Origin of the sequence: Rothia sp. HMSC076D04 (genome assembly GCF_001814645.1) — a bacterium.
Lineage (GTDB): Bacteria > Actinomycetota > Actinomycetes > Actinomycetales > Micrococcaceae > Rothia > Rothia mucilaginosa.
This window is the reverse complement of record NZ_KV817365.1, coordinates 315732-341643: the sequence shown is the minus strand read 5'-3', so window position 1 is coordinate 341643 and position 25912 is coordinate 315732. Positions and strand designations below refer to the sequence as shown.

Annotated in this window: 17 protein-coding genes and 1 riboswitch; of the genes, 9 read left to right on the top strand and 8 right to left on the bottom strand. The window is 61.3% G+C overall.

The genetic code is table 11. From position 1 onward, the window contains the following. The first annotated feature begins 1 nt into the window (after position 1). The 3 genes from HMPREF2980_RS03740 (at position 2) to HMPREF2980_RS03730 (ending at position 2498) form a co-directional block, all read left to right on the top strand. On the top strand, positions 2-844 hold the full coding sequence (locus HMPREF2980_RS03740; RefSeq protein WP_070592957.1) for a transposase: 843 nt from the start codon (positions 2-4) through the stop codon (positions 842-844). Between the two features lie 298 nt (positions 845-1142). Continuing rightward, positions 1143-1916, top strand: coding sequence for a slipin family protein (locus tag HMPREF2980_RS03735; protein ID WP_005506196.1), 774 nt, complete (start codon positions 1143-1145; stop codon positions 1914-1916). 114 nt (positions 1917-2030) lie between these two features. Continuing rightward, entirely contained in the window at positions 2031-2498 is a 468-nt protein-coding gene (locus tag HMPREF2980_RS03730) for a DUF1275 family protein (protein WP_070690218.1), read from the top strand. Positions 2499-3312: 814 nt separating this feature from the next. Here the strand turns inward: HMPREF2980_RS03730 and HMPREF2980_RS03720 are convergent. The 3 genes from HMPREF2980_RS03720 to HMPREF2980_RS03710 form a co-directional block, all read right to left on the bottom strand. Continuing rightward, the gene (locus HMPREF2980_RS03720; RefSeq protein WP_246823667.1) at positions 3313-5088 is read right to left on the bottom strand and encodes a bifunctional hydroxymethylpyrimidine kinase/phosphomethylpyrimidine kinase; all 1776 of its coding nucleotides are present in this window, start codon (positions 5086-5088) and stop codon (positions 3313-3315) included. Further along, a riboswitch (TPP riboswitch) is annotated at positions 5080-5278 on the bottom strand. Its footprint overlaps the gene before it by 9 nt. A 220-nt stretch (positions 5279-5498) precedes the next feature. Continuing rightward, positions 5499-7247 (bottom strand): ABC transporter ATP-binding protein, encoded by a 1749-nt coding sequence (locus tag HMPREF2980_RS03715; RefSeq protein WP_070690216.1) that lies wholly within the window; start codon positions 7245-7247, stop codon positions 5499-5501. A 1-nt stretch (position 7248) separates the two neighbouring features. Continuing rightward, positions 7249-9159 (bottom strand): ABC transporter transmembrane domain-containing protein, encoded by a 1911-nt coding sequence (locus HMPREF2980_RS03710; protein WP_070690212.1) that lies wholly within the window; start codon positions 9157-9159, stop codon positions 7249-7251. Between the two features lie 444 nt (positions 9160-9603). On the opposite strand from HMPREF2980_RS03710, the gene HMPREF2980_RS03705 reads away from it, so the two are divergent. Together HMPREF2980_RS03705 and HMPREF2980_RS03700 are read left to right on the top strand one after the other, a co-directional pair. Beyond that, complete coding sequence (locus HMPREF2980_RS03705; protein ID WP_049346462.1) at positions 9604-12204, top strand: DEAD/DEAH box helicase; 2601 nt, start codon at positions 9604-9606, stop codon at positions 12202-12204. Between the two features lie 81 nt (positions 12205-12285). After that, positions 12286-13737 (top strand): alpha/beta fold hydrolase, encoded by a 1452-nt coding sequence (locus HMPREF2980_RS03700; RefSeq protein WP_049346461.1) that lies wholly within the window; start codon positions 12286-12288, stop codon positions 13735-13737. A 105-nt stretch (positions 13738-13842) separates the two neighbouring features. On the opposite strand, the gene HMPREF2980_RS03695 is transcribed toward HMPREF2980_RS03700, so the two are convergent. The 3 genes from HMPREF2980_RS03695 to uvrB form a co-directional block, all read right to left on the bottom strand. Then, on the bottom strand, positions 13843-15045 hold the full coding sequence (locus tag HMPREF2980_RS03695) for a TerC family protein (protein ID WP_049346459.1): 1203 nt from the start codon (positions 15043-15045) through the stop codon (positions 13843-13845). A gap of 434 nt (positions 15046-15479) precedes the next feature. Then, positions 15480-16259: an ornithinee aminotransferase gene (locus HMPREF2980_RS03690; protein WP_246823665.1), complete on the bottom strand. Its 780-nt coding sequence runs from the start codon at positions 16257-16259 to the stop codon at positions 15480-15482. 165 nt (positions 16260-16424) lie between these two features. Then, positions 16425-18593, bottom strand: coding sequence for an excinuclease ABC subunit UvrB (uvrB, locus tag HMPREF2980_RS03685; protein ID WP_070690208.1), 2169 nt, complete (start codon positions 18591-18593; stop codon positions 16425-16427). A gap of 439 nt (positions 18594-19032) precedes the next feature. Here uvrB and HMPREF2980_RS03680 point away from each other — a divergent pair, with 439 nt between their 5' ends. From HMPREF2980_RS03680 to HMPREF2980_RS03670, 3 genes are all read left to right on the top strand, one after another. Further along, a complete protein-coding gene (locus tag HMPREF2980_RS03680; RefSeq protein ID WP_083313500.1) occupies positions 19033-20175 on the top strand; it encodes a FecCD family ABC transporter permease in 1143 nt (380 codons plus the stop codon). Next, a complete protein-coding gene (locus tag HMPREF2980_RS03675) occupies positions 20175-21131 on the top strand; it encodes an ABC transporter ATP-binding protein (RefSeq protein WP_083313499.1) in 957 nt (318 codons plus the stop codon). Before HMPREF2980_RS03680 ends, HMPREF2980_RS03675 begins: the two co-directional genes overlap by 1 nt. 160 nt (positions 21132-21291) lie before the next feature. Then, complete coding sequence (locus tag HMPREF2980_RS03670; RefSeq protein ID WP_246823663.1) at positions 21292-22437, top strand: ABC transporter substrate-binding protein; 1146 nt, start codon at positions 21292-21294, stop codon at positions 22435-22437. Between the two features lie 193 nt (positions 22438-22630). Here the strand turns inward: HMPREF2980_RS03670 and HMPREF2980_RS03665 are convergent, their stop codons facing one another. Both HMPREF2980_RS03665 and HMPREF2980_RS03660 read right to left on the bottom strand, forming a co-directional pair. Beyond that, on the bottom strand, positions 22631-23959 hold the full coding sequence (locus HMPREF2980_RS03665; protein ID WP_070690206.1) for a 2-oxoglutarate dehydrogenase: 1329 nt from the start codon (positions 23957-23959) through the stop codon (positions 22631-22633). A 511-nt stretch (positions 23960-24470) separates the two neighbouring features. Further along, the gene (locus tag HMPREF2980_RS03660; protein ID WP_070690205.1) at positions 24471-25157 is read right to left on the bottom strand and encodes an IMPACT family protein; all 687 of its coding nucleotides are present in this window, start codon (positions 25155-25157) and stop codon (positions 24471-24473) included. Positions 25158-25215: 58 nt separating this feature from the next. On the opposite strand from HMPREF2980_RS03660, the gene coaE reads away from it, so the two are divergent. Further along, positions 25216-25851, top strand: a complete 636-nt coding sequence (gene coaE, locus HMPREF2980_RS03655; protein ID WP_049353143.1) for a dephospho-CoA kinase — start codon at positions 25216-25218, stop codon at positions 25849-25851. The last annotated feature ends 61 nt before the right edge of the window (positions 25852-25912 follow it).

Genomic DNA, 25912 nt, shown 5'->3' with positions numbered 1-25912 from the left:
CATGCCTGAGCAGATTGCTGGAGTTTCTTTCCTCGTGTGGCTGGCCTGCGTGTACGCGCTCGGCCTGGTCGCCGTGGGTTGGGGCTTCGATATTCTCGCCAAGCGCACCAGCCAGCGCATGGTGGCGGCGCGAACCTTCGGGTTCACCTACCACCAAGAGAGCGACGCGTGGCTCTGCCCCGAAGACCAGTGGCTGTGGGCGACCGCATTCGACTCGGATAACCGAGTGATGCGTTACCGCGCCACGCCCAGCGTGTGCAACACCTGCCCGATTAAGGACAGTTGCACCGTCTCTGCGAACGGCCGCGAGCTCACCCGCGAAGTGGATGAATGGCCCTACTCCGAGTCGGGTCGTTTCCACCGCGGGCTGGCGGTTGCTGTCTCGCTGCTGGGCGTGGTCATCCTGATTGGTGCCGCCATCGTCTGGCACTCCCCGCTGGAGCTTCTGGTGGAGGGTGCCGCCGCGGTGGTCTGCCTGTCGCTGACCTACCCGCTGGCTGTGAAGCTCATGCGTTCCCCCGCGAACTTCGAGAACGATCCGAAGCATATTCACGCATCCACCGCTGACGAATCGGTGAACGTGAAGATGGACCGTTTCGCGGCAAAGTGGGGTGGCGTGTCGAATGAGCGTAAGCGCCGTACCGAGCAGACCCGCAAGCAGATGATTGCGGATGCAACCCTGCCGGTTCGTACCTCTGTCCTCGACCCGGACCGCCCCGCATGGAGCGGTACCGGCACCTCGGTGAAGCGACTGCACAAGACCACGAACGAGGTCCTGCAGGAGCAGAACCTGGCTGAGGTTGAGGCGGCTGAAAAGCTGGCAGAGCAGATGGCGAAGAAGTAGCGCTGCACAAGTTTTTCCGTTCCGGCGGCTGACCGGCTGGCTGGTCCCGTCTGTTAGCTTCGGCGGCTACCCTGCGTGGAATTCTCTTTTATTCCTCTTGTGAGGTTTCCATGCGGGGTACCGCCGAGGCGCCGACCCGCCGCGACGTGCGCCGGGACGGAAAATTCCCCTCCCAAACTCCCCACACAGCCCGGTACCGGGCAACACCCACTACCTACACCCTTACTACCTGCACCGTACGAGGCGCGGGCAGGTGGGCACACATACCGTCCTCCCCCAATACTTGTGAAGGAAAACCATGGATCCCGTCACTCTGGCAACTATCCTCATCCCAGTTGCCGTCATTGTTCTTTTTATTCTGATTCGTATGTTCCGCGTCATCCCCGAATACGAGCGTGGCATCTCCTTCCGTTTCGGCCACCTGCGTTCGGAGCTGAAGCCCGGCCTGAACGTCGTATTCCCCCTGGTTGATTCCCTGCAGCGCGTTGACATGCGTGTTATCACCCTGACCATTCCCCCGCAGGAAGTCATCACTAAGGACAACGTTCCCGCCCGCGTGAACGCCGTGGTCCTCTTCCGCGTGACCAACGCCAAGAATGCCGTGCTTGAGGTCGAGAACTACCCCATTGCCACCAGCCAGATTGCGCAGACCACCCTGCGTTCTCTGCTCGGCCGCGTTGACCTGGACACCCTGCTCGCACACCGCGAAGACCTGAACGAGGACCTGCGCTCCATCATCGGCTCCCGCACCGAGCCGTGGGGTATTCAGGTGGAGCTCGTCGAAATTAAGGACGTTGAGATTCCCGAGGCTATGCAGCGCGCCATGGCTCGCGAGGCTGAGGCTGAGCGTGAGCGCCGCGCAAAGATCATTTCGGCACGCGGTGAGCTGGAGGCCTCCAGCGAGCTGAAGGAAGCATCCGACATTCTGAGCCAGTCCCCCGCCTCCCTGCAGCTGCGTTACCTGCAGACCCTGCTGGAGCTGGGTGCCGACCAGAACTCGACCGTGGTCTTCCCGCTGCCCATGGACGTGATCGGTCCGCTTGTGGGTGCGCTCAAGGGTGAAAGCAAGTAGACTGTAGACCTTGCATCTTCTGAGGCACCTACGTGCCTATCGCAAAAACCTCGAGTACCATAGGTGCTCGAGGTTTTTGCATGCCCGGATCTTTTTTCACCACCGAGGACCACGATGACTGCCCGCTTTGCACTTTTTCTTTCCAGGATTCCAACTCCGCGCCGCTACGGGCGGATTATGGCGCTTCTCTTAGCATCCCTGGGTGGAGCGGTAGATGTTTTCTCTCATATTCATTACAAAGCTTTGGTTGCCACGCAGACCGGTAATTTTATCCTTCTCATTGCTGATATGAGTCACAGTTCGCAGCACGCTATTCACCTGCGTTGGCTCTCAGTGATTTTCTTTAGCCTGGGGTACCTGGGCGGTCATCTTCTGCACGATCTTTTGGGGCAGAGGGCACACCTGAAACACTGGCGTATTTTTACTCTGGTGCCCTTCCTCCTCGTCTGTTTTGTGACTCCTCTGATTCACCGGGTGAGCGAGCACGGGGTTCAGGTGGGGGCGTTAGCGTTCACTATTGGCCTGCTCATTCATGCACTTGCAGACACCCGTATTGGTGAGAACCGTTTTCCCTGTTTATGACCAGCGGAAATTGGCGCAAAATGTTAAGCGCCTGGTACACGGCCGGTGCCCTCTATACCCGTGCTATAGCTAATGCTTGCAGCACCCGGAGGGAGCGTGTTGTTAGAAGGCGTGTTGAGGCTCGTCACCCGTCAGCGGATACCTCCCCCGCCCTGCCTGAGGACGAAGGACGCCGCACCCGCAGACGTGCTCTGATGACGGCTTTAGATTACTCCCTGGTGGTCGGGGGATTTGTCGCCGGTGTGATTGCGATGGCTCTCCTAGATCATCTGGTAGGTAGTATCTCTCTGTGGTTTGTCGGGTGTTTGGCAGTTGGAGCGTTCTGGGTGGGGTTCCGGGCCGAGAAAAATGAAGATGCGGATAACGAAGCTGAGGCTCAGAGCTAATCCAGCTCCCCTTCCCTGATGTACTAGCCTGATGCACTAGCCGCGGCGGCTGATTCGCAATGGTTAGACATATAGAAATATCCCGTGCAGATGAGAGTATCTGCACGGGATATTTCTATGCCGAACATTCTTCGCGAAAGCGAGAAGGAAGGCGTTTGGCCCGCCGCGGGGGTTGGATGAGGTGGTTGCGACGGGCCAAACTGGTCGGTTACACGCCGTAGAGGTGCGGGCGCGGCAGGTACATCAGCCAGTTGGGTGAGGGCCGGAATCCTGCCGCAAACGGTTTTCACCGACGCCTTAAGCATAACCGGCAAGGCTCCCGAACCTGCGGTAGCTTGAGTGAAGCATCAATCACCCATCTCACGCCATGCCGGGGCGGTATTCAGCCCAAAAATCGGCGCCTATCATCTAGCGCAGCGCCCGGCAAACTAACGCAATGCTCGGTGCGCCTGATCAAAGAACTCACGCTCATACACGCACGCCGACAGGTACGCCCGCGCCGCACGCACACGCTGAGCCGGTGAAGCCGCCTCAAACGCACGCTCCACCTCCGCGAGGCTACGCGCCACCTCCGCGGCAAACTCTTCGCCACCGTACATGCTCAACCACTCCGCGTACGGGTGGTCCGCGTGATTCTGCGAGGAGAGCACAGCACCCACCTCTTCGTACAACCAGTAGCAGGGCAAGATAGCGGCGGCACCGACCACGTAATCATCACCGGCGGCGGAGGCACGCAGGAAATTCGTGTACCCCATCGTAATCGGCGAGGGTCCACCCAGACGCGCACGGTTCGCCAGCCAGCCCTCGTGCAGCTGCGATTCGGCGGCAATCGCCTCATGCGCACCGGCAGCCCAGTGCACCTGCGCCTCAGCGGTATCAGCACGCGCCGAGAGAGTCGCGAGCGCACGCGAATAATCACGCAGGTAGAGGGCGTCCTGGTCCAGGTAGAAGGCGAACAGGTCCTCGTCGAGGGTTCCGTCACCGAGGGCACGCACGAAGGGCAGGTCCAGGATCTGGTGCCAGGTTTCGCCACCGGCTGCCCAGAGGGCGGCGGTCCAGGGACCGGCGGGCTTTACGACGGCTTCACCGGCAGGTACGGGGCTGACCGGCAGCAGACGTTCCGGACTGGTGCCGTCCAGAGTATTGCCCTCAGAGTCGGTGGTGGCGAGCAGGTGATGCCACGGGTACGCGGAGGCGGCAGCCTCCAGACGGCGGGCACGGGCGGCGTGGTCCACCGGGCCGTGGCCCTCACCGGAGCCGACCTGCAGACCGGCACCTGCGGCGATGGATTCGTGGAGCCAGCGGGTGCTCCACTGCAGGGCGCGGTGGGTGTCTTCGCTGGTCAGAACGCTCTGCTGGCCTGCGGCGTGTCCTGCGACTTCGGCGTGCTGGAGCAGCTCCACTCCCAGGCGGGTTGCCAGCGATGAGGACAGGGAGCATCCGGTGCCGTGCGTATTGCGGCTGTCCAGGCGCGGGGTGCGCACGTGCGCGCAGGTGCCGTCCGGGAAGACCGCGGTGTTACCGGCGTCCTGACCGCACAGGTGGCCGCCCTTCACAATCACGGTGGTTCCGGTCGCCGCCGCAAGGTTCGCCGCCTGCTCGTGCGCCTCATCGAAAGTCTGGGCGGGCTCCTTCTCACAGAGCACGGCGAGCTCCGGAATGTTCGGGGTAATCACATTCACGAGCGGCACGAGGTCGCGTAGCGCCTGCTCCGCTTCAGCCTGCAGCAGGCGGTCACCGCTGGAGGCAATCATGACCGGGTCGAGCACGACCACGGGCACGGGGTGCTCGCTCAGCCAGGTGCGGACGGTACGAATCGTGTCCGCGTCGCCGAGCATGCCGATTTTCACGGCGTCAACCGTGACGTCATCAAAAACGGCGGCAAGCTGCGCGGTCAAAAATTCCAGGGGCGGGGTGAATACTTCACGAACCCCGCACGTGTTCTGGGCGACCAGTGAGGTGGTCACGCACATGCCGTAACCGCCGGATGCGGCAATGGACTTGAGGTCCGCCTGGATACCCGCACCGCCGGAGGGGTCGGTTCCAGCAATGGAGAGAACCCTCGGCACCCGAGCTGCCTGAGGTACCTGAGCTGTCTGCGGTGCCCGGGGGGTTCCGGAGGCGCTCGCGCCGGGTGCAGGGTTGGAGAGGGTCGAGGGGTTGGAGGTGGGTGCGCACGAGGGCGCGGTAGGCTGCTCTGCCATGATCGATAATCCCTTCGCTAGTTCGAACTAGAGCAGGTTCAATGGGTGATTCTCTCAGCCTTGAGTGTTATTACGCCGTTTCGTGCGCCCGCTGTGCTGTAGCTCTTCGCTGTGCCGTAGCCCTTCGTTGGGCGGTCAGTTGGGCGGGTTAGCGGGTCGCGGGCGTCTCAAGGCACCCCATATCGCTCTGCCAGGTTATCACAACGATTCTCAGTAGCTGAAAGTTTTGCGGGTGACAAGTGAATCTCTCCGAAATTTTCGTTTGAGCATTGCGGTACTGCACCACCATTCCGGCTCAGGTTTTCCAGCGCAGGCTTCAGCACCCCCCCCAGAACTCGCCCGTTAAAAGGCAATGCCCGGCACCGCTTTAGACGGTACCGGGCACTATCAGCCGGGCTTATCCTCAGAGCTTAGGTCAGGGCGAAAATCTCTGCCGGTGAACCCTCCGCAATGATCCTACCCTCGTGCAGCAGGACCGCGCGGTCAGCCAGCGAGGCGATACGCGCATCGTGCGAAATGATCAGCACCGCACGGTTCGCCAGCACGGCGCTCAGGGACTCGGTTGCGTCCGCGAGCTCCAGCTGGGTGGTGGACTCGTCCAGAATCACGGCGTGCGGGTCAGCAAGCACAATACGTGCCAGCGCCAGCTGCTGAATCTGGTCGCGGGTCAGCGGCGAATCCGCGCCGCTCACGACAGTATCCATGCCCTGCGGCAGGTCGCGCCACCAGCGGGCACCGATAGCGTCCAGTGCCTCGCCCATCTGCTCGACGGTTGCATCCGGCACGACCACCGTAAAGTTATCGGCGAGAGTACCGAAGAAGACGTGCGCTTCCTGGGTGCAGACCAGCAGGCGCGGGCGGCCATCGGCGGCGGCATCGGTCGGGAAGTCGCCGTGACCGACCGGGCGGCCCATCACGGTGATGGTGCCTTCCAGGGCGGTCAGCGAACCACCAATCAGACGAGCCAGGGTGGTCTTACCCGAACCGGAACGACCCACCAGGGCAAGTGCCTCACCGCGGCGAATCTTCAGGTTGATACCTTCCAGAACGAGGGCGTCCGGCGAGTAGCCGTAGGAGACGTCGGTGCAGTCAATGGCGTACTCCGGGTTCTTCACGGCTTCATCAGATACGGCGGCGAACGCTTCGGCACGGTGCTGTGCACGCGCCTCACGCTGCTTCTTCGCCAGGGAGACCACACCGAACACACGACCCATGTTCACCAGCATGATGCGCAGGCTGCTGACGTGGTGGTTCAGCATGTCGGCGAGGACTCGCAGGCTGAAAACCATGACCGAGGCGGTCGCCACGGCGCCCCAGCTTGCCCAGCCGAGAGCCACGCAGGCGGCACCCCAGAGCATACACAGAATCGTGGGGATCCAGGCGTTGATAGCGTCCACGGTGAAGTACAGCTGGCGGATGCGCACCATGCCCAGCTGCGCGGCGAACTGGCGCTTGTTCTCACCGGCGAAGGCGTCTTCGCGGGCGGTGTGAACGCCCAGCTCACGGATCGTGGAGGTGCCGCGAATGTTCTCGGTCAGCACACTGTTGAGGTCACTCACGCGCTCCTGGGCGGTCTGGTTGCGTGCCGCCATGAGCGGCAGCATCTTCGACATGATGAGGGCAAGACCGGCAATCATGGGTAGCATGATCAGACCCATTGCCGGGCTCACGAACGCCAGGGAGAGCGTGGAGATAATGAAGTACAGCAGCACGTAAATCGCGCCGAGCAGGTCCTCACTGACGGATTTTGCTGCCGAGGAGAGGTCGTCGGTCACGCGGGTGAGCAGGTCACCGCTACCGGCTTCTTCCACGGTGCGTGCGTCCAGGTCGAGGGTGCCGTCGAGGGTGTCCTGGTTGGCGTCACGGGTGACGAGCGCACCCAGTCGCGCCGCACTGTACGAGGAGACCATGAGGGTTATCGCCTGCACGATGAATGCCGCCAGAATAATCAGAATCGGCTGCCACGGGTAGCTGGAGAACTTACCCGCCACCACGTCGTCCACGGTGGCACCAATCTGCAGGGGCACCACCGCACCCATGAGGGTGCTGACCATGTAGATGACGAAGGTGTAGAGGGCTCGCCCCTTATGCGCCGCGAGGTAGTTCCACATGCGGCGTGCCACGTAGGCGGGGTTTTCGATGGGGAGCTGCTTTGCCATGCTAGTTCACCTCCTGATTCTGAGCAGTTTCGGTCTGAGCAGTTTCAGACTGAGCGGTTTCCGGGTAGCCGTCGCGTTCCATGCGGCGGGTCGTCTCCGCGGTCGTGGAGACAACGTAGACCTGCTCCAAATCCTGCAGCAGGCCGGGGTAGCCGACGGGCAGGCGGTCGCTACCGATCTGGGTTTCCATCGCATCGTAGATGTAACGCTGGCTGGGTTCGTCCACGGAGTTCAGCGGCTCGGTCAGAATGAGCACCTGCGCATCCTGTGCGAGAGCACGGGCGAGTGCCAGACGCTGACGCTGACCACCGGAGAGGTTCGCGCCTTCGCTGGTGATGCGGGCGGCGAAGTAGTCTTCGGGGTTGCGTCCGCCCAGTCGGTAGGCGATTTCGCGGGAGTCGGTAATCTTCAGCAGTTCCTCATCCTTTGCCTGTGCCAGCTCCTCGTCGGGGTTCGGCACGGTGCCCAAGCGCAGGTGCTCCTGCAGGGTTCCCGCGAAAATCATGGGGTTGGGTTCGCTCAGCAGCACGCGGCGACCGGTTGCGTCCTTGAGGTCCTCTCCCCCGCGTCGCAGGGTGCGGGCAAGCGCCTCGGCGTAGTCTTGCGCGGTGAGGTTGTAGTCGCGCGGGTTGACGTACACGATGCGCGGGTTGCTTGCACCGGCGGGGGCGACGGGTACGGGCACCTCGAGGGTGCTCTCCTCGACTGCCTGTTCGGCGCGTGCCAGCTGCGCCATTTCTTCGTCGGTGCGCGGGCTCTTCAGCACGCCCTGGCGTACGCCCGCGTGACCTTCGAGGCGGGCGACCTTGGCGAGCGCAATCTTGGCGTATCGCCATGCGGTGAGGAAGTTCTGGGTAATCCAGATGGGGCCGCCCATCATCGCGATAATGGAGGCGACGGTCACCAGGGACGCGGCGGGCGTGTCGGATACCCAGCGGCCGTTTTCAACGTGGCCGGTGAGGGCGAAGCCGATGCCGAGCAGGGTCACGGCACCGCCGAGCAGCGCGCGGATGAGGTACATCCAGCGGTGCGTCTTTTCGTAGCGCATGTAGCTGTCGAAGACTTCGTCGGTGCCGCGGTGGTAGCGTTCACGCATCTGCTCTTCGGCGCCGAGGCCGGCGATGGTGCGCAGACCGGTGGCGATGTCGGAGGCGCGTGAGGAGGCTTCGCCGTCCTTTTCGCGGTATTCGCCAATCTTGGATTCGAGGAAGGTCGAGTACCAGGCGATAACGCTAACCACGATAATCGTGCCGATGAGGGTGACAATCGCTGTGACGGGGTTGATCAGCCAGAGCTGCACGGCACCGAGGGTCGCGATGATCATGGCGTTGACGAATAGTGGCAGTGAGAAGTAGACGTCCGTAATGCGGCGTACGTCTTTGTTCATGACGGTGACCGCTTCGCCGGAGTCTACGCCAGCGCGGGTGCGCCCCATGAGCCGGTTGATGTAGATGCGCCAGTCGCGGCTAAGTTCCGCGCTGAGGGTCATGGAGGTACCCCAGCCGAAGAACTCGTTGATCACGATGAAGGTGATGGCTGCGACGACTACCCAGAACATGGGCCAGGCGTCGGGGGCTTTGCCGGCGATGTGCTGGTTGATGAATTGACCCACCATGACGGGGATAAGAATCGCACCGGTACCCGCGGTGGTTTCACCCACGACGGGGATTGCCCAGCGGTGCCAGGGGTATTTGTATCCGGGTGCGGTGACTCGCAGGGCGAGGCGCTTTTTGAGGGCTTCCTCTTCGGCCTTGCGCTGTTCGCTACCGGTTACTTCCTGTGCAGCTTTTTTCTGCGCAGTTTTCTTCTGAGCGGCTTTTTCCTGCGTGGTTTTGTTATGCATGGATTCTTCATGCGTAGCTTCTTCACGCGCGGCGTTTTCTTGTGCCTTGTCAGCGTTGTATTCAGTCATTCAACGTCTCTCCTTTCTCTTACCCTATTCCTTTATCAATGTGGCACGCAACACTATTTGCACCATAGATGGGCGTGTCGTCATTTATGCAACGTATTTTGGAGTTTGTATCAGCCGCTCAACATGCACCGACATCAATCGGCGGATTCTGCATCTACGCGGTAATCTATGCGGCATGGAGGCCTACGTTTTCGACCTTCTGAGCACCAGGTTTTTGCACCACTGCACTTTTAGTGCTTTGTTCTACACTACACGAATTTGGGGAATTCCCGCGTTAGCGCGGCACCGCGCCTCCCGAACACCCTATAAACGCCCCGCGAAGGAACCGCGAACTCCCTGCAAAGATGCAGCGAACACCCCGCAAACACTCCGCGAGTACCCGTTTGTTCCCTCGTAACGATAACGCCCCCGCGCCCGCGCTATTCCCGATAGACTGGAATCCTCATGAGTATTTTGAATTTTCTTTCTCCCGGGCTGGGCGAGAACCCCGGCGACTACAATCGACGCGATTTTAAGGGCAACCCCCTCACCGCCGAAGAAATCTATGAATCCTTCACCGAGTGGATTTCGACCCGCGGTATGACCCTGTACCCCGCCCAGGACGAGGCTGTTCTGAGCATTGCCGCCGGACATAACGTGGTGCTGGCAACCCCGACCGGTTCGGGTAAGTCCACTGTGGCTGTTGCCGCGCATTTTACGGGCCTGGCGACCGGTCAGCGTTCCTACTACACCGCCCCCATTAAGGCGCTGGTGTCTGAGAAGTTCTTTGACCTGATCAATATTTTTGGTGCCGAGAACGTGGGCATGATTACCGGCGACTCCGCCATTAATACGGAGGCACCCATTATCTGCTGCACCGCGGAAATTCTCGCCAATATTGCCCTGCGCGAGGGTAAGGATGCGGACCTCTGCCAGGTCATTATGGACGAGTTCCATTTCTACTCTGACCCGCAACGCGGCTGGGCGTGGCAGCTTCCCCTGCTGGAGCTTCCGCAGGCGCAGTTCCTGCTGATGAGCGCGACCCTGGGCGATACGACTCGCTTCCAGGAGGAGATGACGGCGCTGACCGGCCGCGAGAGTGACCTGGTGGCGCATTCTGAGCGCCCTATTCCGCTGCATTTCTACTACTCCACCACCCCGGTTCAGGAGACGGTGCAGGAGCTCGTGCAGACCAAGCAGACTCCGGTCTACATTGTGCACTTCTCGCAGAAGGCGGCGCTGGAGCAGGCGAATGCGCTGCTGTCGGTGGCTATCGCCTCGAAGGAGGATAAGGAACGCATCGCGGAGCTGATTGCGAAGTTCCGTTTCGGTCCGGGCTTCGGTAAGGCACTGAATAAGCTGGTGCGTGCCGGCATCGGTATTCACCACGCGGGCATGCTGCCCAAGTACCGCCGCCTCGTGGAGCAGCTGGCTCAGGAGGGTCTGCTCAAGGTGATTTGCGGTACCGACACCCTGGGCGTGGGTATTAACGTGCCCATCCGTACCGTGCTGATTACGGCGCTGTCGAAGTTTGATGGTGCCCGCAGCCGCCGTCTGCGTGCCCGCGAGTTCCACCAGATTGCTGGACGCGCCGGCCGCGCCGGTTTTGATACCGCCGGCACCGTGGTGGTTCAGGCACCCGAGCACGATATTGAGAACGCTCGCCTGCTGGCTAAGGCTCAGGCGAAGTTCGGTGACGACACCAAGCGCATTAACCAGTCGCTGTCCTCCAAGCGTAAGAAGGCGCCGGAAGGGTTCGTTGGCTGGTCTGAGAAGACCTTCGACCAGCTGGTAGAGGCCGCCCCGGAGCCGCTGACCTCCTCCTTCGACATCACCCACTCGATGCTGCTGAACCTGATGCACCGCCCGGAGAACCCGGTCATTGCCGCGTACCGCATCATTCAGGAGAACCACGAGAGCCCCGCGCGCCGCCGCGAGCTGCTGCGCAAGGCAATCGGCATCTACAAGGAGCTTCTGACCGGCGGCGTGATTGAGCGAACCAACACCCCGGACGAGCACGGCTCCTACCTGCGCCTGACCGAGGACCTGCAGGATAACTTTGCCTTGAACCAGCCGCTGTCCGCTTTTGCGGTCGCCGCGCTGGAACTGCTCGACCCCGAATCGCCCAGCTACGCGCTAGACGCGCTCTCCCTCATCGAGGCGACCCTGGATTCGCCGAACCAGGTGCTGTACGCGCAGGAACGCAAGGCGAAGAACGAACTGTCGGCACAGTTGAAGGCGGACGGTGTGGACTACACCGAACGCATGAACGAGCTGGACAAGGTCACCTACCCGCAGCCCCTGGCGGAGCTCATCGATCAGGCGTACACGACCTACAAGCAGTCCGCGCCGTGGGTGGCACGTTTTGAGCCGCGCCCCAAGTCAATCGTGCGTGACATGTACGAACGCGCGATGGGCTTCAACGACTTCGTGCAGTACTACTCGCTCGAACGTGCCGAGGGCGTGCTCCTGCGTTACCTCTCTGACGCATACAAGGCGCTGCGCCACACCATCCCCGATTCTGCCGTGACCGACGAGCTCGACGACATCATCGAGTGGCTCGGCGAGCTGGTACGCCAGACCGACTCCTCCCTGGTGGACGAATGGGAGAAGCTGGCTGCCGGCGAAGACACCGCGACCATTGCGGCCGAGCACGCCTCCATCGAGGAGGAAGAGCCTCCCGCCGTGACGCAGAACCTGCGTGCCTTCCGCGTGATGGTGCGCAACGCCCTCTTCCGCCGTGTGGAGCTCTTCGCTGACGAGCGTGACCGCGCCCTGGGCGCCCTGGACGAGTGGTGCGGCTGGGATGCCGACCGCTGGGCGGACGCCATGGACGACTACTTCGACACCTACGACGACATCTACACGGACGCCGACGCGCGCTCGCCTCGCCTGGTCAGCATGGATGAGGACACCGCCGCTCACCCGGGCGTGTGGAAGGTTCAGCAGAGCTTCGCCGACCCCGAAGATAACTTTGACTTCGGTATTCGTGCCGAGGTTGATTTGGCGGCCTCCGATGAGGCGGGCTACCCGGTGCTGAAGATTCTGAGCGTGGGCGAGTTCTAAGGCTCCAATTGAGACTCCGCCCGAGGCTCTGCCCAGATGTTGCCCGTAGTGGGCTAGAATACAGAGTATCTATCTATTTGAATGAAAGAAGGTTCACCGTTGACCGTTTCTTCGCTTCCCAAGGTTGAGTACCGTAAGGGTTCGGTCGTCAAGCACGACGGCTACGAGATTACCGACCACTGGTTCCAGGTTCCCCTGACCCACGGTCTGATTTTCTCCAAGGGCAAGGATGCCGCTCTCTCCTCCCGTTTCGCGGACCAGACCATCACCGTGTTCGCCCGCGAGGTTGTGAGCACCAACGAGACTCTGACCGTTTCGGCTGATAAGCGTCCTTACATTGTGTACCTGCAGGGCGGCCCCGGTTTCGGTTCGCCGAAGACCGGCTCCATTGGCGGCTGGATTGCTGAGCTGGCGAAGACTCACCGCGTGGTTCTTCTGGATCAGCGCGGTACCGGCATGTCTTCCCCGCTGTCTGCCCGCAACATCACCGCTGTGGGTGACCCGCAGGTTCAGGCTGAGTACACTGAGCTGTTCCGTGCGGACTCCATCATCGCTGACGCGGAGGCTGTCCGCGAGGTGCTGCTGGCTGACCGTGCCGACAAGCGCTGGTCCACCATTGGTCAGTCCTTCGGTGGCTTCCTGACCCTCTCGTACCTGTCCTTCGCTCCGCAGTCCCTGCGCGATTCGCGCATCACCGCGGGCCTGGCGCCGATTCGTACCTCCGTGGACAACGTCTACCAGCACACCTTCGACCGCATGAAGGAACGTGTTGAGGAGTACTACAGCTGGTTCCCCGAGGACGCTGAGCTCGCTACCCGCATTGCTGAGCACCTGCGCACCCACAAGGAGTACCTGCCCACCGGTGAGCGTCTGACCGATCACCGCTTCCAGATGGCTGGTCACTTCCTGGGTGGCCGCTGGCGCGAGCGCGGCCTGCACTACTTCCTGGAGACCGCTTTCGCTGAGGGTAACGACCACCTCTCCGATCAGTTCCTGACCGCCATGGGTGCCGAGGTGACCTTCCAGGCGAACCCGCTGTACGCCCTGATGCACGAGACCATTTACGCTGACGGCCCCGCTGACGGCGTTCTGCCCGGCATCCCCGGCTACGAGCTGTCCCCCTCCCCCGCGCCGACCAACTGGTCTGCTGCTCGTGTGGCGGCTTCCCGCCCCGAGTTCGCACCGGATGCGGACCGTCTACTCTTCACCGGCGAGCACATCTTCCCCTGGTACTACGAGGAGGATCCCTCGCTACGTCCGCTGGCTGAGGTTGCGAACCTGCTGGCTGAGAAGAAGGACTGGGGTCGCCTGTACGACCACGCACAGCTGCACAAGAACGAGGTTCCCGTGGTGGCTGCGGCGTACAACCCGGACGTGTACGTGGACTTTGAGCACTCCATGGAGACCGCTCGCTGGGTCGGCAACACTCAGGTGTGGACCTCGAAGACCCACCACCACGACGGTTTCGGTTCTGACTCGCTGACCATTCTGGGTCACCTGAAGAACATGCTGGCTGAGGTTCACAACCAGTAATTCTTCTGAAATATCTCTGATATAGCTAAAGCCCCTCACTCCGGTTGATCCGGTGTGAGGGGCTTTAGTGTTAGCGCCAGCCTGGTGAGGCTGCACGCTCAGTAACTACTTGGAGGAAGAGTGCGCATCCTGTGCGGTGCGGGCACGCATCACGAGGGCATGGTATTCGTCTTCCTTCTCGATCAGCTCGTCACGCAGCTTGGCGGGAATGGCGTTGAGCTTCTCGGTTTCCTTCTGCCAGCGGGCGGTGATGTCCGCACGCTCGGCGGCAGGTGCATCCTCGGGCAGTGCCAGGTACTTCTCGGAGAGCGCCTGAACACGCTGAATGGTCTGCAGCGCGCGGCCCTTGGGGCTGAGCAGCGAGGCAAGCACGGTAATGATCAGAACGCCCACGATGACCATCAGCGACATTTCGGTGCTGATTTCGACCACGTGCACGGGCTCGCCGTGGTTGATGAACGGCAGGTTGTTCTCGTGCATTGCGTGCAGGATGAGCTTCACGCCAATGAACGCGAGGATGGTCGCCAGGCCGTAGGAGAGGTAGACGAGGCGGTCCAGCAGGCCGTCAATGAGGAAGTACAGCTGGCGCAGACCCATGAGGGAGAACGCGGTCGCGGTGAACACAATGTAGACGGACTGGGTGAGGCCGAAGATCGCGGGGATCGAGTCGAGTGCGAAGAGCAGGTCGGAACCGGCGATAGCGACCATGACGAGCATCATGGGGGTCATGACGCGCTTGCCATTTTCGATGGTGAAGAGCTTGTCGCCGTCGAAGTGGTCGCTGGTCTTCAGGTACTTCTTGGCGAGGCGGACCATGATGTTGTCTGCTTCGTCGTCGCCGTCGCCTTCGGTGATTTCGTCCTTGAGCAGGTTACCTGCGGTCATGAGCAGGACCAGGCCGAAGATGTAGAACACCCAGGCGAAGGAGTTGATGATCGCTGCGCCGGCGAAGATGAAGGTGCCGCGCGCCAGGATCGCGAAGACGATGCCGAAGAGCAGGACCTTCTGCTGATTCTCACGGGCGACACGGAAGGTGCCCATAATAATCATGAAGACGAAGAGGTTATCGACCGAGAGAGCTTCTTCGGTGATGTAGCCTGCATAGAATTCGGTGGCGGCGGAGGGGCCGTTCGTCACGAAAATATACAGACCGAACAGCAGCGCGATGCCGATGTAAATACTCGACCAGATGGCCGCTTCCTTGACGGAAGGTTCGTGCGCCTTACGAACGTGGAACACGAAGTCGAAGGCCAACAGACCCGCGATGATGAGAATAGTAACCAACCATTGCAACCCGGTAACTTCCATGGGGAGCCTTTCTTGTGGTGTGCGTACAGGACCACAAGTCTCTCCCGCCGGCCTAAATGGAGGTCGGCTCGATTCACCGGTTAGGCGCCTTCGGCTAACGTGCTGACGATGAGTCGATTGGTGGGATACTCCCTTGCTCGGTGAACGATTATACAGCAGGTTGAGGTTTTCGCACAGGAGCCCCTCCGGGAGGACTTTCAGGAGCTAGGTGCACCGAAACGCCGCATCCGGCGGGGTTATCCCGTCGGATGCGGTGTTCTGGGTGATGAATACGCGCTGTCTAGTTGGGGGTCTAGCTGGCGACGCTATGAGTTTGACAACATGTAGAGCGGCACGGTGTAGATCGGCACCGCACAGATCAACACCGCGCAGCAAGCCCACATCAAAGTAGCCCTCCCCGTGAACTATTACGGGGAGGGCTACTTTTCATTCAATTAGGAGACCATGTTGAAGGTCGGCGGGGTGAAAGCAATCGCGTTGACCTGCTTGTTCGTATCAAGCGTGCCGTTCTCACGAATCGTCGGGACGGTAATAACCACCTCGAACTGGTACATGCCTTCCATGAGCGTATTGCCACGCAACGCAAAACGCGCGGAGATGCCGGTCGCCTTATCATTCACGCTCGACGCGAAGGGAATGACCTGACCCTGAACGGTCTGAGTCTTGCCGTTGCGGGTCATGACGGTTGCCTTGCCGGTCGGGTCAGTCGTGAAGACCTGACGGTCAATGATTTCACCCTCGGGCGAGAAAAGGTAAATGTCCATGGACGGGTGCAGGTGCGTGGTGCCGGTCGTCGCCTCCAGGGCGGAGACGTTGTAGGTCATCACGAACTCACCGCAGTTCAGGTTGAGGTCGCCCTCGGGGCCGTGAGTCGCCTCGTACACGGACATGAGGCGGATCGTTGCGGGGTTCGGGGAGGTTGCATTCTCCATGGACCACCACGCCTGACCGGTCTCCGGCGCAGTCACGGGCTTGTTCTTGGTGCGCGACTGCAGGGCGCCACTGGCGGGGTTGGTGATCATCCAGCCACCGACCTGGGTGAAGTCCGGGCCGTGTACCGTCTTGCAATCATCAGCCGAAGCAGCGAATGCGGGTACCGCCGTGGAGGCGGCAATAGCGGGCACAGCCCAAAGCGCGCCGCGGGTGAGGTTGCGGCGGGTAACGGAACGAGCTCCCGCGGTGTGTGCGTCTGAAGAGTTATGAGAAATAGTCACAGATTTTTCTTTATCGTTCGGAAGCATCAAGGTTTTATTTGACACGTAAAACACCTTGATAGTGTACAGCATGTATCTGCACTCAGTAGAACTTCATGAACAATGAGTTACCTCATGGCGAAAAACCCACGTCGGCCCCTAAACGCCGGGCTTAGAACACCGGGTTTAGGCGTGGCCCGCCTCCTTCATCAGGCGCAGCTCCTTCTTCAAATCGGCAAGCTCATCACGCAGACGCGCCGCCAACTCAAACTGCAGGTTCTCCGCCGCCACGCGCATCTGCTCGTTCATCTGCTCAATCAAATCCAACAGATCCTCCGCGGGTGCCGCCGCCAGGCCGTCGGCACGAACGCGCGCCTCCGCACGGGCGAGAAGCTCCTCCGACTCCGGGGTGCTTGTGGCAATCTTCGACGAGGTCGCAGAACCGGTCTTCGCACCCGCGCTCACCGTGCGGGCGCCCTTCTTACCGCTCTTACGCTGCTGCAGAAGCTCGCGGGTGTCCTCTTCCTCGCGGGCGAGAACATCCGTAATATCGGCAATCTTCTTACGCAGCGGCTGCGGGTCAATGCCGTGCTCACGGTTGTACGCCTGCTGAATCTCGCGGCGGCGATTCGTCTCATCAATCGCCACGCGCATAGAATCCGTAATCTTATCGGCATACATGTGCACCTGACCGGACACGTTACGCGCTGCACGACCAATCGTCTGAATCAGCGAAGTGGTCGAACGCAGGAAGCCTTCCTTATCGGCATCCAGAATCGCAACCAGGGACACCTCGGGCAGGTCCAGGCCCTCACGCAGCAGGTTAATACCAACCAGCACATCAAAGGTACCCAGGCGCAGCTCACGCAGAAGCTCCACACGGCGCAACGTGTCAACGTCAGAGTGCAGGTACTGCACCTTCACGCCGTGCTGCAGCAGGTACTCGGTCAAATCCTCCGCCATGCGCTTGGTGAGGGTCGTGACCAGCACACGCTCATCACGCTCAACGCGCACGCGAATCTCCTCGAGCAAATCGTCAATCTGCCCCTTGGTCGGCTTGACCACAATCTCCGGGTCAATCAGGCCGGTCGGGCGAATAATCTGCTCCACATAACCATCAGCCTGCGACAGCTCATACTTACCCGGGGTCGCCGAAAGGTAAATCGTCTGACCGATACGCTCCAGGAACTCCTCCCACTTCAGCGGGCGGTTATCCATCGCCGACGGCAGGCGGAAACCGTGCTCCACCAGGGTGCGCTTACGGGACATATCGCCCTCGTACATGGCACCAATCTGCGGAACCGTCACGTGTGACTCGTCAATAATCAGCAGGAAATCATCCGGGAAATAATCCAGCAGACAGTTCGGAGCGCTACCTGCGGCACGACCGTCAATATGGCGCGAGTAGTTCTCAATGCCATTGCAGAAGCCCATCTGCTCCATCATTTCCAGGTCGTAGGTGGTGCGCATGCGCAGACGCTGCGCCTCCAGCAGCTTGCCCTGAGATTCGAGGGTCTGCAGGCGCTCGCGTAGCTCATCCTCAATGGAGGTAATGGCCTTCGCCATACGCTCGGCACCGGCGATGTAGTGGCTTGCGGGGAAGACATACATTTCTTCTTCCTCGCGAATCACCTCGCCGGTCAGCGGGTGCAGGGTGTAAATCGCCTCAATCTCATCGCCGAAGAACTCAATGCGGATCGCGTTCTCCTCGTACATGGGGATGATTTCGACGGTATCGCCGCGCACACGGAACGTGCCACGGTGAAAGTCCATATCGTTACGCGCGTACTGCATCGCCACGAACTGGCGCAACAGCTCGTCGCGGTCAACCTCCTCACCGCGACGCAAAGTCACCATCTGCGCAATGTACTCCTCGGGCGTGCCCAGACCGTAAATGCAGGACACGGTCGCAACCACCACCACGTCACGGCGAGTCAGCAGGGAGTTCGTCGCCGAGTGGCGCAGACGCTCCACCTCCTCATTGATGGAGGAGTCCTTCTCAATGAACGTATCGGTCTGCGGCACGTACGCCTCAGGCTGGTAGTAGTCGTAGTACGAGACGAAATACTCCACCGCATTATTCGGCAGCAGCTCACGCAGCTCATTCGCCAGCTGCGCCGCCAGAGTCTTATTCTGCACGAGCACCAGAGTCGGACGCTGCACCGCCTCAATCAGCCAGGCTGCAGTCGCGGACTTACCGGTACCGGTAGCGCCCATCAGCACAATGTCCTTCTCACCGTTCTGCACACGCTCGGTGAGCTCGGCGATAGCCTTCGGCTGATCACCGGCAGGCTGGAAGGGGCTAATGACCTCAAAGGGGGCAACAACGCGGTTAATTTTAGGTGCGTAACTCATGTATCCATCCTAGGGGAAAGCCGCCCAATGCGCCCCCGGATTGGTCACCCTTTTCTGCTGGCGCAATATAATCACGCGCAATAGTACAGACACGACAGGTAACAAGCCATCACCATGAAAGTGCCCAAGTTCATAAAAGAGGGGACGCAAAAGATAAGGGTCTTTCGACTGGTTCATCTGCGCTACCGGGCAGGAGGCGAGCGGGAGCATTCTCCCGCACGATGACGGTGCTCTTAGGAACAGCGCTCTTAGGGGTGGCCGCCCTCCCCCACAGCCGCCGCCACTTACGGGTGCCGCACCGCAGAAGATAAGCGGCAACACATAAAGACTTATGACGGGCGCTCTGCACTCACCCCCTTTGCCTCTTTGATGTGGCTCACATATGTTTAGAGCACACACGCAGACAGAACGGGACCACAAGAGCGCACGGAAGGACTCCATGAGCACGACCACGGAGACAGCTTCACAGGCAACCCCGAACGAATCCACAGAAGCGAACCCGGAGGCGAACCCCACCGGCGCGCCGGTTGCCACCTTAGCTACCAAAACCGAGCATCGTAGCACCCTCTTCGCGTCCTCGTACCCGCTGATTCTGCTCATCGCCCTCGCCATTCTGCTGGGCGTCACCTATCTCTCACTCATCACCGGCAGGTACCCGGTCGAACTGGACGAGCTCTTCCGCATCCTCTGCAAGAACTGGTTCGGCATGGATTTGAAGGTCTACAAGCCCGCCGAAAACATGCTGCTGACCGTGCGCATTCCGCGCCTGCTCGCCGCCAGGCTCATCGGTGCCGCCCTCGCCATTGCGGGCGCCACCTTCCAGGCAGTTTTCCGTAACCCGTTGGTTTCCCCCTACCTGCTGGGTGTTTCGCAGGGCGCGTCGGTGGGTGCCGCCTCCGCCATTCTGCTGGGTGTGGGCACGAGCCTCGCGATTCAGGGTTCCGCCCTCGCCGGCGGCCTCGCGGCAGTACTGCTGACCGTGAGCATTCCGCGCCTGCTCAAGAATCAGTCCACGCTCATGCTGGTGCTCTCCGGCGTGATTGTGGGTGGCTTTGGCACCGCCGCGCTGGGTGCGTTGAAGTTCATTGCGAACCCCGAAACTCAGCTGGCGCAAATCGTGTTCTGGCAGATGGGCTCCCTGCAGGACGTACGCGCGGAAGCACTCACGCAGTTTGCGCTGGTGGCGGTGCCCTGCATCCTGCTGCTCTTGGCGATGCGCTGGCGCATCAATATCCTCTCGCTCGGTGACGATGAAGCGCGCACCCTCGGCATTAACCTGACCCGCACCCGCGGTATCACCATTCTGCTGGCAACCCTGGTGACCGCGACCAGCGTGTGTATTGGCGGCCCGATTTCTTGGGTTGGCCTGGTCATTCCGCACCTGTGCCGCCTGCTGGTCGGTAGTGACACGACTAAGCTCATGCCACTATCCATCCTGATGGGTGCTTCGTTCATGATGTTCGTCGATACCCTGGCGCGTAGCCTCACCAGCGCGGAGGTTCCTCTGAGCGTGCTGACCGGCTTCATTGGCACGCCCCTGTACGTGGCGCTACTGCTGTTTGGAAAGGTTCGGGTGAAGTAATGTCGTCTTCCACTCCCTATACTCAGCACCGCACGGATGCGAGCGCCGAGGTTCTGCTGCACCTGGACGATGCGGGCTTCCGTTACGGCCACCGGGGCGGGCACATCAAGCGCCGCCGAACGGATCACCGCGCTGGTCTGCACCGTTCCGGGCACCGCTTCAGCCGCTGGATTTTCCGCAACGTGAACCTGCAGGTGCGACGCGGTGAGGTCCTCGCCATTCTGGGTCGCAACGGTGTGGGTAAGTCCACCCTGTTGAACTGCCTGATTGGTTTAAATTCGCTCACCGAGGGCAGCATTCACCTGGGCGGTGAGCCGCTGGATTCTTTGACCGCGACTGAGCGTGCCCGCCGCATCGCCTACCTTCCGCAGATGGAGGGTCGCGGCATCTCCTACACCGTGACCGAGTACCTGCTGATGGGTCGCGCACCCTATATCGGGTTGTTCTCTTCGCCCTCGCATCGTGACCGTGAGCAGGTGCACACCGTGATGGAGGAGCTGGGGCTGCTCGACCTGGCGCACTCCCCGCTGGATCAGCTGTCCGGCGGTCAGCGTCAGCAGGTGGGTATTGCCCGAACCCTGGTGCAAGACGCCCCGCTCATCGTTCTGGACGAGCCGACGAGCGCCCTGGACGTTGCGAATCAGGCGAAGGTTCTGCGGAAAATTCGGCAGCTGCGCGATGCCGGGTACGGGGTCATCTTCACGACCCACAACCCGGATCACGCCCTCATGCTGGATGCGACCGTCGCCCTGCTTGGTGCGCGCGATATGCCCGATACCGTGCCAAACGCAACGCCGGAGGTACCTGCAGATGCGCCGGCTCAACTTTTGACGGGCCGCGCCTCCAAGGTGCTCACCAGCGAGGTTCTCTCACGCACCTTCAACACCGACCTGACGGTGACCTACTCCCCCGAGCTGGGTCGCTCCAGCGTGCACATGACGAGCCTCGATATCTGAGGCTCCGCAGCGTTTAGATTTCCGGCGGTGGTTTGGGTGGCACACAAGAGATACGGTAGAGGTGCCCTTTGTCTTGTGGGAGGCGTGTCCCTAGCACGCCTGCCCCACCCAGGCCGCCGCCGGGTTATTCACCCACCCTATCGACACAGAAAGACACATCATGAAGATTACGAAGTTCCACACCGGCATTGCCCTGACCACTTCCCTGCTGCTGGCTGCGCTGACCGGTTGCGGTGCCGCGAACACCGCCTCCTCCTCGGGTTCGGCTTCGAGCTCGACCTCAGTCTCGGCTTCGAGCAATTCCACGAAGAAGCACACCAGCTTCTTCGTGAAGGATAACGGTGACGGCACCAAGGTCATTAAGGACATTGACGGCAAGGAGGTCACCGTCCCCACCAACCCGGAGCGCATCGCTGACCTGTGGCACGCAAACAACCAGGTGGTTCTGCTGCTCGGCGGCGCTGAGAAGCTGGTGTCCACCACAACTAACGTGAAGTCTCTGGCATGGTTCAAGCAGGTGTACCCCGGCATTGAGAAGGTTGACGCGCCCGTGAAGGGCACCGACGTGAACATGGAGCAGCTGCTCGCCAACAAGCCGGAGGTACTGCTCGCCTCCTCGAAGGAGCAGATTGCGAAGGCAGCTGAGGCGGGTATCCCGGCGGTGCACGTTGAGTTCCAGAACTTCGCGGACCTGAAGCGCACCGTTGAGCTGACCGCCGAGGTGATTGGCACCGATGAGGCGATTGAGCGTGCCGAGAAGTACCTGGCGTACCTGGAGAAGAACGAGAACCTCATCAAGGAGCGCCTGCAGGGCGTCACCGAGTCCCCGAAGGTTCTGCACATTGCGGGCGGTTCCGACCTGACGAAGGTGGACGGATCGAACTCCCTGATTGGCGAATGGATGAAGCTTTCGGGTGCGAAGAACTCCCTGGACGGCGTGGAGAACCTGAAGAACATTTCTCTGGAGCAGATTATTGCATCGCAGCCGGAGTACATCATCATTGGCGGCGCAGATGCGCAGAAGGGCGTCGACGCGATTAAGGCGGACGCCGCGTGGGCTGACGTTCTGGCGGTGAAGAACGGCAAGATTATTAAGAACCCGGTCGGCACTTTCAACTGGGACCGCTACTCGGCTGAGGAGGCTCTGCAGATTCTGTGGGCGGCGAAGCTGTTCCACCCCGAGAAGTTCTCCGACGTTGACCTGGTGAAGGAGACCCGCGAGTTCTACTCGACCTTCTACGGCTACCAGCTGACCGAGGATGAGGCGCAGCGCATCATCAACGGTCAGGGTCCCGCAACTAACTAATCCGAAACTAGCTAATCCGGCAACTAACTCGCCTGGCGGTAGCTCACCTGGCGACCGGTTAGTCACCGGCTAGTTCGTTAAACACGTACCGCCCGGAACCGTGCTCACAGCAAGGTTCCGGGCGGTATTTTATTGGTTTGTAGCCGTGGGGTGCCGCAGTGTTAGATGACTGCAGTGCTAGTTGACCGCAGCGTTAGCGCACCTCCACGGTGGCTCCGGCGAGGCTCATCAGCGCCCGGTTCGTCAGCGGAAGGTACCCGTTCAGGGCGCTCAAAATCAGCTGCATGGTGCGCTCTTCATCCTCCACGCTCAGCCCGCGCGGAATACCCACACCCGGCACGCAAATGCGCTGCTTATACAGGTCAATCACCGCGCACACGGTGCGGTTCGGCACGCCCAACACCGGCAGCATGCCGCGGTGATTGACGGTGCGCAGGCCCTTACCGACCACGGCAGCGGTGCGGATATCCGGGCGGGCACTCCTCGCAAACCGGGAGGCGCCCGCACCGTTCGCAAAAGCAGCAGGGTCGGGAATACTATTCGGCACCGCGCTCTTCTCGTTCAGTACAGACAGCAGCGGCTCCCCCACCGCGGCGGTGACCGCCACGTAGCGTACCTGCCGGTCCATGGCGTTGAGGAAGTCCAGTTCCGCGTACTCCTCCACACGGTAGTTTTCGACCAGGCCAGCTTCACCCGACCCGGTTTCTTCCACGGTGCGGGTGATGACTTCTTCATCGTAGAAGCTTGCCACGCATACCTGCGGGGCGCCGCGCTCAATGCGGGCGCGGCACTGGTAGTCGTCGTCGAGCAGCCAGAGGGACAGCTCGTAGCCATCGGGCACATCGCGCACACCGGTCGCGAGCAGCACTTCGCTGCCGTCCAGGGAGAACGGCTCCCAGCCTGCCGGTTCAAAAGCGTTGAGGGCACCGTCCAGGGCGGGGTTGCAGGAGCCGAGGCTTGGCGCCTGATCAGCCGGAGTGAACGCCTCGGTGGAGGGCATGGCGATGGTGAGCCCGCGCATCCTGCCGGCGAGGCAGAGTTCAACCGCCATGAGCAGGTGGCCCGCACCTTCACGGCTCAGTGCTGGGCTCTGAACCAGGTGCGCCACGCCGGAGTTGTCCAGGCTGAGGTGTTCGCCAACTCCGCGGGCGGCGTTGGAGTAGCGGTTGTGCAGGCGCACCAGCTCGTCAATGGGCAGGGCGCGGCCCACGGCGCCGAACGCCTGAGCGATAGCGTGAACGTGTTCGGGGAAGACGCGGCAGAGTCTGCCGAGCTGACGGGCAAACTCCGCCGGACGCTGCGTGAGCACGCCCAGGAGGGTGCCGAGGTTCTGCTGGCGGTAGGCGTTGAGTAGCTGGGCGACGGTGGCGGGTTCAAGCTGCTCGGCAGTGCCCATCTTGGGGAGGCGCGCTCCCTGGCGGTTGAGGGTCGCGGTGCCGCCGCGGCTGCCCGCGGACTGCTCTGATGAGTTTTTGCCTGCTTGTTCGTCTACTTGTTGATAGTAGGTTCCCGACTGCGTCACGTTTTCACGACCTTGAGCTCTTCAGAGCGTTCGTTAGCTGATTCTTCGTAAGGTGACGGGCGGGGCTCAGCGCCTACCGGCAGATGGTTCGTGCACACACTACCGTCTGCCGGATCGTATAGTACCGGCATACAGCTGTGCCTCGTTCCTTGAGCAACTAAGCTATAGCTTCAAGACGTCAGCATCAGGACCTCAGCGCTGAGATAGTACCCAGTTCTCGGCGCTGAGATGTCAGCGTTGAGCCCTGCCCGTCGGTGCGGGCGCACGCGTTGCCTCGTGGAGGCGCCGGGCTGGGTTACCGCTGGTGACGAACCCGTTGCCCGTGCCGTGGAGGGGCGTGTGCGTTCCGCAACGCTTTTTAGGCTATCAGCTTTAGCGGGCAATTACTAGGGTTAGAGTAACTATTAACTAAGGTTGGACTATCTTTTGGGTTTTGGGGGCTTTAGGCAGGCGCTCTAGCCCGAAAATCTGGGACCGGAAATCTAAGACCGAGAATATAGGGAGCGGTAACCTACACCGGCAAATCCACCCACTGAGTATCGCCCCAGGTCACGCTCGCTGCACCGGAACTCAGGCTCACCACCAGCTCCTCGGCACGTTCGAGCTCCTCGGGGCGATCAAACACGCCCAGAGAAATCGTGGCACCCTCCGCACCGTACTCGGTACCCAGCACGTTCAGTCCGGCGGCGCGGATCTCGTTCTCCAGGCGGCCCGCGTCCGCATGCGAACTGGGCACCTGACCCACGCGCAGACGCTCACGCGAATCGAACTGGGCCGAGTCCAGGGTCTGCACCACCGAATCAGTGTAGGCGCGCACCAAACCGCCCGCGCCGAGCTTAATGCCGCCGAAATAGCGCACGACCACCGCAACCACATCCGACAGGTCAGTAGTGCCATCCTCGCGGGTCTGACGCGCCAGCAGCGCCTGCATCATCGGCACACCGGCGGTACCGGCGGGCTCACCGTCATCGGAGGAACGCTGAATATCGCGGTCGGCACCAATAATGAACGCCGAGCACACGTGGCGGGCATCGTGGTAGGTCTTGCGCACCGACTCAATGTAGGCGCGCGCCTCCTCAACGGTGCTCACGCGCTTGATGTGACCAATAAATTCGCTACGCTTAATTTCGAGGAGGCTCTCATAGGGCTCATCGCCGCGCGGCACAAGGTAGCGGTTGGCGCGAGTTTCTTCCTGCATGTGTCCTCCTCTAATCAGTACCTATCTATTGTGGCACAGCCCGTCAGGAGCACCGTCCATGTCCCAGCCTTCTTCCCCCGCCTCCACTGCCCTGCGCCGTTACGCCCTCACCGGCGGTATCGGCAGCGGCAAGAGCACCATCGCCTCCCTCTTCGTTGAGCAGGGCGCGTTCCTGGTGGATGCGGACGCTATCTCCCGCTCCCTCATGGAGCCCGGCGAGGCGGTGCTCGCCCGCACGGTCGCGGAGTTCGGTGAGCATCTGCTCGATGAGGACGGCCGCCTCAACCGCCCCGCCCTGGCGCGTATCGTGTTCAATGATGAGCAGGCGCGCCTGCGTCTGAACGCAATTGTGCATCCCGCTATTCGTGAGCGTGCCGCACAGCTGGTGGAGCAGGCGCAGTCCGAACCCGGTTTTAGCGGCGTGGTGCTGGAGGATATTCCTCTGCTCGTGGAGACCGGCGACCCGTCCGCTTTTGAGGGCGTGGTCGTGGTGCGCACTCCCCTGGCGACTCGCCTGCAGCGCCTCGTATCTTCACGCGGCATGAGTGAGGAGGATGCGCGCGCCCGCATCGCCGCGCAGGCAACCGACGAGCAGCGTGAGGCGGTCGCAACCTGGATTATCGATAATGGCGGCTCGCTGGAGGAAACCGCCGAGCAGGTGCGCGCCGTCTGGGAGCAGATGACCGCCGCCTAAAATCCTCCCCAGCAACACGGGGCGCAGCAATACAGAGCACAGCAACACCGGGCACGTACCC

What these genes read in the sequence shown, in the direction of transcription:
- HMPREF2980_RS03740 (WP_070592957.1), top strand. Translation starts at nt 2, where the DNA reads ATGCCTGAGCAGATTGCTGGAGTTTCTTTCCTCGTGTGGCTGGCCTGC.
- HMPREF2980_RS03735 (WP_005506196.1), top strand. Translation starts at nt 1,143, where the DNA reads ATGGATCCCGTCACTCTGGCAACTATCCTCATCCCAGTTGCCGTCATT.
- HMPREF2980_RS03730 (WP_070690218.1), top strand. Translation starts at nt 2,031, where the DNA reads ATGACTGCCCGCTTTGCACTTTTTCTTTCCAGGATTCCAACTCCGCGC.
- HMPREF2980_RS03720 (WP_246823667.1), bottom strand. Translation starts at nt 5,088, where the DNA reads ATGGCAGAGCAGCCTACCGCGCCCTCGTGCGCACCCACCTCCAACCCC.
- HMPREF2980_RS03715 (WP_070690216.1), bottom strand. Translation starts at nt 7,247, where the DNA reads ATGGCAAAGCAGCTCCCCATCGAAAACCCCGCCTACGTGGCACGCCGC.
- HMPREF2980_RS03710 (WP_070690212.1), bottom strand. Translation starts at nt 9,159, where the DNA reads ATGACTGAATACAACGCTGACAAGGCACAAGAAAACGCCGCGCGTGAA.
- HMPREF2980_RS03705 (WP_049346462.1), top strand. Translation starts at nt 9,604, where the DNA reads ATGAGTATTTTGAATTTTCTTTCTCCCGGGCTGGGCGAGAACCCCGGC.
- HMPREF2980_RS03700 (WP_049346461.1), top strand. Translation starts at nt 12,286, where the DNA reads ATGAAAGAAGGTTCACCGTTGACCGTTTCTTCGCTTCCCAAGGTTGAG.
- HMPREF2980_RS03695 (WP_049346459.1), bottom strand. Translation starts at nt 15,045, where the DNA reads ATGGAAGTTACCGGGTTGCAATGGTTGGTTACTATTCTCATCATCGCG.
- uvrB (WP_070690208.1), bottom strand. Translation starts at nt 18,593, where the DNA reads ATGAGTTACGCACCTAAAATTAACCGCGTTGTTGCCCCCTTTGAGGTC.
- HMPREF2980_RS03680 (WP_083313500.1), top strand. Translation starts at nt 19,033, where the DNA reads ATGAGCACGACCACGGAGACAGCTTCACAGGCAACCCCGAACGAATCC.
- HMPREF2980_RS03675 (WP_083313499.1), top strand. Translation starts at nt 20,175, where the DNA reads ATGTCGTCTTCCACTCCCTATACTCAGCACCGCACGGATGCGAGCGCC.
- HMPREF2980_RS03670 (WP_246823663.1), top strand. Translation starts at nt 21,292, where the DNA reads ATGAAGATTACGAAGTTCCACACCGGCATTGCCCTGACCACTTCCCTG.
- HMPREF2980_RS03660 (WP_070690205.1), bottom strand. Translation starts at nt 25,157, where the DNA reads ATGCAGGAAGAAACTCGCGCCAACCGCTACCTTGTGCCGCGCGGCGAT.
- coaE (WP_049353143.1), top strand. Translation starts at nt 25,216, where the DNA reads ATGTCCCAGCCTTCTTCCCCCGCCTCCACTGCCCTGCGCCGTTACGCC.